At 38.9% G+C, this 7977-nt stretch carries 11 protein-coding genes and 1 riboswitch; of the genes, 7 read left to right on the top strand and 4 right to left on the bottom strand.

Going from position 1 to position 7977, the window contains the following annotated elements; all coding sequences use genetic code 11:
• On the top strand, window positions 1-278 hold a 278-nt coding region (locus K6G87_RS09260; protein WP_296836227.1), incomplete at its 5' end, for an ATP-binding protein.
• A 61-nt stretch (window positions 279-339) separates the two neighbouring features.
• On the opposite strand, the gene K6G87_RS09255 is transcribed toward K6G87_RS09260, so the two are convergent.
• Window positions 340-879, bottom strand: coding sequence for a Fis family transcriptional regulator (locus K6G87_RS09255; protein ID WP_296836225.1), 540 nt, complete (start codon window positions 877-879; stop codon window positions 340-342).
• A 21-nt stretch (window positions 880-900) separates the two neighbouring features.
• Window positions 901-1338, bottom strand: coding sequence for a DUF4869 domain-containing protein (locus K6G87_RS09250; protein WP_027217702.1), 438 nt, complete (start codon window positions 1336-1338; stop codon window positions 901-903).
• A gap of 325 nt (window positions 1339-1663) precedes the next feature.
• Between K6G87_RS09250 and K6G87_RS09245 the strand changes: the two genes are divergently transcribed.
• From K6G87_RS09245 to K6G87_RS09235, 3 genes are all read left to right on the top strand, one after another.
• Window positions 1664-3658, top strand: coding sequence for a hypothetical protein (locus K6G87_RS09245; protein ID WP_296836221.1), 1995 nt, complete (start codon window positions 1664-1666; stop codon window positions 3656-3658).
• A 69-nt stretch (window positions 3659-3727) separates the two neighbouring features.
• Window positions 3728-3802: riboswitch (cyclic di-GMP riboswitch) on the top strand.
• A gap of 76 nt (window positions 3803-3878) precedes the next feature.
• On the top strand, window positions 3879-4802 hold the full coding sequence (locus K6G87_RS09240) for a DNA/RNA non-specific endonuclease (protein ID WP_296836218.1): 924 nt from the start codon (window positions 3879-3881) through the stop codon (window positions 4800-4802).
• A gap of 26 nt (window positions 4803-4828) precedes the next feature.
• Window positions 4829-5125, top strand: a complete 297-nt coding sequence (locus K6G87_RS09235; protein WP_296836216.1) for an Ada metal-binding domain-containing protein — start codon at window positions 4829-4831, stop codon at window positions 5123-5125.
• A gap of 90 nt (window positions 5126-5215) precedes the next feature.
• On the opposite strand, the gene K6G87_RS09230 is transcribed toward K6G87_RS09235, so the two are convergent.
• Window positions 5216-5950, bottom strand: coding sequence for an ion transporter (locus K6G87_RS09230; protein WP_296836214.1), 735 nt, complete (start codon window positions 5948-5950; stop codon window positions 5216-5218).
• 215 nt (window positions 5951-6165) lie between these two features.
• Here K6G87_RS09230 and K6G87_RS09225 point away from each other — a divergent pair, with 215 nt between their 5' ends.
• Together K6G87_RS09225 and K6G87_RS09220 are read left to right on the top strand one after the other, a co-directional pair.
• Entirely contained in the window at window positions 6166-6873 is a 708-nt protein-coding gene (locus K6G87_RS09225; protein ID WP_296836212.1) for a GIY-YIG nuclease family protein, read from the top strand.
• Window positions 6874-6878: 5 nt separating this feature from the next.
• Window positions 6879-7202, top strand: a complete 324-nt coding sequence (locus tag K6G87_RS09220) for a nucleotide pyrophosphohydrolase (RefSeq protein ID WP_296836210.1) — start codon at window positions 6879-6881, stop codon at window positions 7200-7202.
• 91 nt (window positions 7203-7293) lie between these two features.
• Here K6G87_RS09220 and K6G87_RS09215 read toward each other — a convergent pair whose 3' ends face one another.
• Window positions 7294-7419 (bottom strand): hypothetical protein, encoded by a 126-nt coding sequence (locus K6G87_RS09215; protein ID WP_296836208.1) that lies wholly within the window; start codon window positions 7417-7419, stop codon window positions 7294-7296.
• A gap of 75 nt (window positions 7420-7494) precedes the next feature.
• Between K6G87_RS09215 and K6G87_RS09210 the strand changes: the two genes are divergently transcribed.
• A partial coding sequence (locus K6G87_RS09210) for a TMEM164 family acyltransferase (RefSeq protein WP_296836205.1) occupies window positions 7495-7977 on the top strand: 483 nt, incomplete at its 3' end.

The raw sequence follows: 7977 nt of genomic DNA, 5'->3' as shown, positions 1-7977 counted from the left end.
TCATTATCAATTCTATTGCTCATAATGAGAAAGGCTGCGAAATAAAAGTATCCTTATCCGATTATGGCAAAGGAAAAGCTAAGCTGACAATATGTGATAATGGGCAAGGCACTAATGAGCAGAAGATAAAGGCATTGAATGGAAAAATAAAAAATACATATCTTCCGGAGCATGGTCTTGGAATCCGTGTTGTAAAGCAGGTGGCAAGAAAATATGGTTTTAAAGTAATGTTTTCTTCTGTGGAGGGGAAATATTTCCTTAGTAAGATAGTATTTTGAAGATGAAATCAACAGGGTCAAAGCCCTCCGGAAAAAATTCCTGTTGGCTACCAGCTCATTCTTACCATATGATTTTCCTTAACTCTTCAGGTAAAACGGCGATGATGGCATCTTTGTTTTTACCTTCAATATAATAAGGCTTTAAATTGTCATATATCTGATAAAACTCATGATATATTTTTTCCGGATAATGATATTTCCCTGTAGTCCTGATACCATATATTTCCTGGATGCTATAAGGCAAGTTGTATAAGGGTTGTCTTGTGATCAACACATAATAATTTGAAGACTTCTGTATCAGTTCTGCAAAGTCCTTGGAATAGATAAACGAATAATCTTCATCGATAAATATTATGCTGTCTTGGTATGCTTCGAGAATAGTCTTCCAAATGCCTGCATCTCCACCAAATACCACGCAAGGAACATCTGACTGTAGGCTGATTCCACTTTCTTTTCCGAATCTGGAATACGTTCCTAAAAGTTCCACAAGAGTAGTCTTGCCCGTGGCACTATCCCCCTGAATGACAGTTATGTTCCTCTTTATATCAAATTCATATTTTAGTCGTTGTGTTTCTACAACAATATGATGCTTATTTTTCATATATAAAATGCTTCTCCAACATCAAACGTATTGTAACGCTACATGCATATAATCTTTAGCATTTGTTACTTTTTTATTTTCATTTAGAATTTTAAAATCAATTTCACCGCAATCATCAAATGGCATATAATACCTGAGGTTAACAGTTACATCTTCCCTTCTGCCTATCTCAGCCAGCCATTTAGCACAATTCTCGCCGCAGCTTGTGGCATTAAAAACAAGATCCGGTCTTTTATATATGCAGATAAGAGTCTGCAAGCCGCCTGAGAGCCTCTCCGGTGGAATCGGCCCCAAAACTTCACTTTCTATCAGCTGTCCGCCTTTATAATGTGACTTGTCTATATCAGCCATCATTTCTTCCACAAAAGGATCTGCCAGCCATTTTTCATCATAATTAAATTTGAACCATGATGGTCCATGCATTACATCTTCTTTTTCACCAAAATATATACTTAGCATATCAGCTCACCCAATCAAAGAAGTCTCAATAATCTATATATCTTATGTTATTATAGCATTATTTCTGCAATCAGCCATTAGAGAAAATCTGGGGATGACTCACTAAAGTCACGAGAATGCGCCGCCGCAATTTTTAAAATTATATAACATGGACTCATACCGAATACTAAGGCTAGTAACTTTGGGTTCCGGCCCTTCTCACTAGAAAAAACGATCATGGCTGACATCCATCCCCTAAAACCTCCCTTTCATCAGAGAACTTGCAAATATATCCTCATCCCGTGGTATCATTCATATATGCGTTTAATGGAGGTCAGTGACGATTATGAAAAGAAAAATAGTAGTAGCATGTATCCTCGCGCTCACACTTACAGGATGCGTCAATACAGATCTGTCGATGAATGCCGATTCTACTGAGGAAGCAAGCAAGGAGAATGCAGCAGGTGAAGAGAATAGCAAGTCATCAGGTGATCCATCTGATAAAAAAACAGAACAGACTGATGAAGAGGAAGATGAGACTTCCGAAGAGACAGAAGATGAGGCAGAAGAATCTTATTCAGGCGATGGCTATCAGGTAGTAGCATTTGATGAAAACTCCATGAAAGTAACCATGGAGCCATTTGGCGAAGTTGAACTCATACCGCTTATTGATAAGGACGCAGGCAAGTGGTCTTCATTCAAGATAATGCAGGACGATACAGAACTTGCACAGGTGTATTATTCCCGTCATCACTCTCTAAAGGAAGATGATACATATTATGATGAAATCAGTGAAGTTGGAATATGCGACATCAATTTTGATGGTATCTCAGATGTAGTTGTAGTCGGAGATACTCAGGAAGGAGAGATGATCCAGATCTGTACCGGAGAGTACGAGGATTATAGTGATAGTTATAACTATTATAGTACTTTTAGTAAACCTGAAGCTATTGAGGACTATTTTGGAAGTGACTTTTCAGCAGCTGCAACTATAGCTTTTCTAACAGATGGACATCCCGATGGACAGTTCGACTCATATCAGGAAGCATATGAGATGATCGCCAGCAGATACTGCCTAGGCCATGACTATGCAGATTATGAGTATAAACTCATATACTTTGATGATGATGACGTTCCGGAGCTTGTGATCGATTATCCGGGCTACAGTGTCAGCATGTATACCTTCGCAGATGGAAAGCTAATACTCTCGATAGATGACTGGGGCTACGGCGCAGGCGGTAACGGCGGCTACGACTACTATCCCAAAGCGGGTCTTGCAGAAAATTATAATACAGATTATGCTGGAGCAATTCTCTATACCTACTACATGACGATGGATGAAAACTACAAAGTCTCGCTGGCATATTCAGAGAAATACTATAACTATGAGGATAAAGACGGGGACGGAGTGCCTTCAGATGATGAACTTGATGACTGGTCTGAAGATTATGAAGGCAAAACAGAGTATGAGTGCTACACAGGTGAAGACCTGACACAGGACGAGATCGTAGACAGGATCAGTGATCTGGTCAAAGGAACCGGAGATGAGATAGATAGTCTTAGCGGCGATGAAAACCTGATAGAGCTCAATAATGAACTGACAGCACCTAGCTGGAAGGTTTCAAAGCTTGAAGGAGAGGAAAACAGTTTTACTGTAGGCGGAGAGGAATTTGAGCTTTCGGTAAATGTACCCGAGGAGTATTATAAAGAATTCACTCTTTCAAATGGCGACTCCCAGTACCAGGAAAAAATATTATGTAATACTGAAAACATGTTTTTAATAGAAAAAGCAAATGGAAAGAGCTATCTGTACATAAACATATTAGACGAGGGTAACAGCGACACATTGTATGTATTTGATCTGAACAATACCAAGATAAGCGAACCACGCATATATGAAGATTACTCTTTGTTCTATAATGACATCACAGATGCAAACAGTTTTGTACTTCTTAAAACTGAGGATATCTTTGGCAGGTCTGTAGTTAAGAAGACTTTTACAGTTGGATTTGACGGCATGCCTGTTAGCGTTGATAAGTTTGAGTACTACGTAGGCATCGATTCTATCAATCCCGGCAAACCTGTTGGAGAGACAGGTGAGACTATCGTGACCAAAAAGGAGATGACATTAGATTCATCTGACAATATTGACAGTGAGTATTATTGGACCGAAAAAACTATTCCTGCAGGATCAAACCTTACACTGTACAAAACAGATGGAGAGACATATGTCGATCTTATCACCGATGATGGAGTAGGCGTCAGATTTAAGATAGAAGATGGCGTTATATGCGATGAGTATACGGAAGATGACTTCGAGGATGTTCCGGTGTTCGGCTGAGGAAGCGCCATGAACATATTGACATGGCAGAAGGAAATAATTATACTTGGACTTAACTAAATAGCGAATACATATAAACGGTAAAGCCAGAGCAATCTGGTGACACAAAGCTATAGGGACTCTCAGAGTCAGCCAGTTGCATGTAACACGAGTAATGGGCATTGCAGCTGTGCAGTGCCTTTTTTATTACCTTTTGGGAAAAGAGATAGAGGATAAATACATGAGAATAGCAAACTTTAAGATAAACAGAATATTGGCGATGCTCATTATTATAGGACTGATAAGTAGCCTGCCGGGATTAACACTTACCAAAGCCCATGCCAAGAGCGACATACCGGCTTATACAGGAAGTGCATCAGTAGTCCTAAACGGCAATATACCAACCTTCGCAGCTTCCGATATCACCACAGTATCATACGAACAGTATGGAGCATTAGACAGTCTTGGAAGATGTACAACAGCCGTTGCATGCATAGGCCAGGACCTCATGCCTACAGAACCTCGCGAATCGATCGGCACTATAAAACCTACAGGTTGGAATCAGAACAAGTACCCAGGACTCGTTGACTCAGATCCGCCATATCTCTACAATAGATGCCATCTTATAGGCTATCAGCTCACTGGTGAGAATGCTAATGAGAACAACCTTGTCACAGGTACAAGGTACATGAACGTTGATGGTATGCTTCCATATGAAAATATGGTTGCGAATTACATAGAATCAACCGGTAATCACGTTATGTACAGGGTTACACCTGTATTTGAAGGCAATAACCTCTTGTGCACAGGAGTTCAGATTGAAAGCTATTCCGTAGAAGATTCAGGACAGGGAATCTGCTTCAACGTATTCTGCTATAACGTGCAGCCGGGAGTAAATATAAATTATGCAGACGGCAGTAACAGCGCTATAGACGGATATGTGCTTACAACAAATGATAGTTCTGAAGAAGATCTGACCAGAAGCTCTACAGACCAGACCACGCAGCAGTACAATTATGTAGCCAACACCAATACTCATAAATTCCACTATCCGACATGTGATAGTGTTAATGATATGAAGGAATCAAATAAATGGTATTACAGCGGAACAAGAGAAGAGCTCATAGATCAGGGATATGATCCATGTAAACGTTGTAATCCGTGAGATTGATGTTCAAGGAGGGACTGCTGATGAGCAATGTATTGAAGAAAAGATTTTTAGTGGTAACTATTATTACGGTTCTAATTACTAGCGCGTTTGCCCCAGCAAATACAGTTCTTGCAGCAAGTGGTGACACGGTAGTGTATGTAACCAAGACAGGTGAATGTTATCATACTGCTGGATGCTCTAGCCTCAAGAAAAGTAAGATAGAAACCACATTACAAGAAGCTGTAGATGACGGATATAGAGCATGCAAGAAATGTAATCCTGGAAAGCTTGATGATACAACCTCATCAACGACTTCTTCATCAACTAAAACAAAATGAGCATATACAGAATATTTTGTGGCTTTGCTTTTTTACGTAAATATAGTGGCATGGCAGAAATTGACTGCTGTGCCATTTTTTATCAGGTGTTCATTCAATGTTGTCATTCTCTTTTTTGCTTTCAGTAAGAGCTTCCAGATATCCTGCAGTGATGACACCTGCCGGAAGTGCAACGACAGCTATACCAAAGACGGAAGATATCATAGTTATAACTCGCCCAGCGGTTGTTATGGGGTATATGTCTCCATAACCTACAGTAGTAAGAGAGACAGTTGCCCAGTAAATCGCATCAAAGAGCGTATCAAAAGAATCAGCTTCAACATTGAAGATAACTAGAGCGGAAATGAGAATATAGCAGATTGCAAGTGTACATACAGCCATTAGTGGGCCTCGAGAATTCTTTATAACTCTTGCTATGATCTTGATACTCTTTGAATACCTGAATGCTTTGAAAACTCTTAGTACACGTAGAGTTCTGATGATACGGAACAGACGGAATAGCTTAAATCCTGGATTGAGAACAGTGAGACTTGGAAGAATAGATACAAGATCCACGATAGCCCAAGGTGTGAAAGGATATTTTACAAAAGCTACAGCTGAATGCTCTTTAAGCTTATAGTCAGCAGTTATCAGTCTCAAAAAGTAATCGATAATAAAAAGACTAGTTGTTATAAGGTCTGTATAGTAAAAAATTGGAAAAGACTGCTTAAATCCTAATGGAATTATGCTTATAATGATCGCTAGCAACATTATAGCATCATAGATAGAACTAATTTTGTCGTCATCTTTGGCTGTTTCGATGATTTCAAAGATTCTTTTTCGCATCACTTCCTCCGATATATTAGCAGGATAAATTAACGGTATTACACCTATAAATAATAATAGTATTTAGCCTACTTAAAAACAAATGTTGTTTTTGTTGAGAATCCGTAATGTTTTAACAAATATGTTGGAAGTTTGAAATGAAAGTTAAGACTAAAAGAATCTGTAGTATACTTATTATAGTTGCTTTATAGAACCCCTAAGACTGGAGCAATTATATGAACAATTCTGAAGCTACCAAAGAAAACCTCTACGTCATAACCAATCATAAATTCCCCAGCGACAGCTATGGAAACGATGATTATCTTGGCAACTGGCCGATGCTTTACATCCTGGAAAATGGAGATAAGGTCTATATCGGCGAATCTACTAATGTTGCGGAGAGAATGAAGCAGCATTATAACAATAAGGAAAAGCGTGAATTCAATACAGTTCATTTCATATATTCCGGCAGATTCAATCAGTCTGTAACTTTTGATTATGAGTCTAAGCTAATCCAGTTCGTTTCTGCTGATGGCAAGTATACTATTACAAATAAAAATGATGGTATTGCTAATAAGAACTATTTCAGCAAACTTGAATGTGTCAAAAAGAGGTGGAATCATTGCCTTAATAACTGGATCAATAGCGATGGAGCGCTTGATGAGGTTGGATGTATCCATACAAGTGCTGGATATGACCTTAATTATGCTTTTGTCATTCTTGGTAATGATATCAAGTACGATGAGGAAAAGGGCAGGATATATGTAGACAGGTCCAACTATTATGACAAGCGCGGTAAGCAGTCAGCTTCGGATGAGGAACTGGATCTGTATATCAAAAATATATACTATGTTTTGATGACAAGGGGAATCCGAGGCACTTATCTGTATGTATGCGATAAGAAGCTTAGAGATTATTTTATGAAATATGTGGAGGAGTTTTGACAGCTATGGATTTTGAAGAGGTTAAGAAAGAAGTACTGAAATTTACTAAGGACAGGGACTGGGATCAGTTCCATACTCCTGAGAATCTTGCAAAGAGTATTTCGATAGAGGCAGCAGAGCTTCTGGAGTGTTTCCAGTGGAGCCCGGAATATGACAAGGAGGCTGCCACAGAGGAACTTGCGGATGTTATGAATTACTGCATTCTTATGGCGGATAAGATTGGCATTAATATTGAAGATGCCATTATGGATAAGATTCAGAAGAATGCGGCTAAGTATCCTGTAGAGAAGAGCTATGGGAGTAGTAAGAAGTATACGGAGCTGACTTGATAAGGATTAGGAACATGACTCCTTTAAAAAAAGCCTACAGCAACAATGTTGCAGTTGCAACACTGTCTGTAGGCTTTTTGTTATCATCAATTTATTCTGGCAGGACAACTTCAACAATCTCTGCATCTTCATAGTCACTTGTTCTTATGTAAAGAGATCTGACTTCTGACACATTGATTATACGCTGGAAGCAGGCTGACGATACAGCTTTTTCCATGGAATCATCCGTGTAATATGATGATCCCATATGTCTTTTTTTACTCAACTATCAATGTTTGTCGTGAGGCGTAGTATGGAATATTTCTGGAAACAGCAGGATGACATTCCATCAGGGATGGGGTATCCGCTTTTTGGAGAAATACATATTTTAAGTTCTGGTATAACTATACTTATAGTATTAATACTGATTTGTCATCTTTTAAAAGCTGACAGCAGGAAGAGGACTTTTATTATTAAGCTTATTCCTGTTGTCATGCTTTTTATGGAAATATTTAAAGATGCATTTTTGATAAGTGTTCACAGATTTTCTGTAGCCTACTTGCCGCTCCATGTCTGTAGTATTGGTATATTCATTTTTTTGCTTAGAGAATATCTGCCGTGGAAATGGGCTAAAGATTTCTTTGGGGAACTGGCCTATGTGCTTATCATGCCAGGATCTATAGCGGCACTTCTTTTTCCAGACTGGACTATCTATTATCCTGTTCTTAACTTTATGAATCTATATAGCTTTGCATGGCACGGGGCTTTGATCCTGTATCCGCTTTTATTAAGAAGA

This window comes from Butyrivibrio sp. (assembly GCF_024699075.1).
This window is presented reverse-complemented; position numbering and strand designations above follow the sequence as displayed.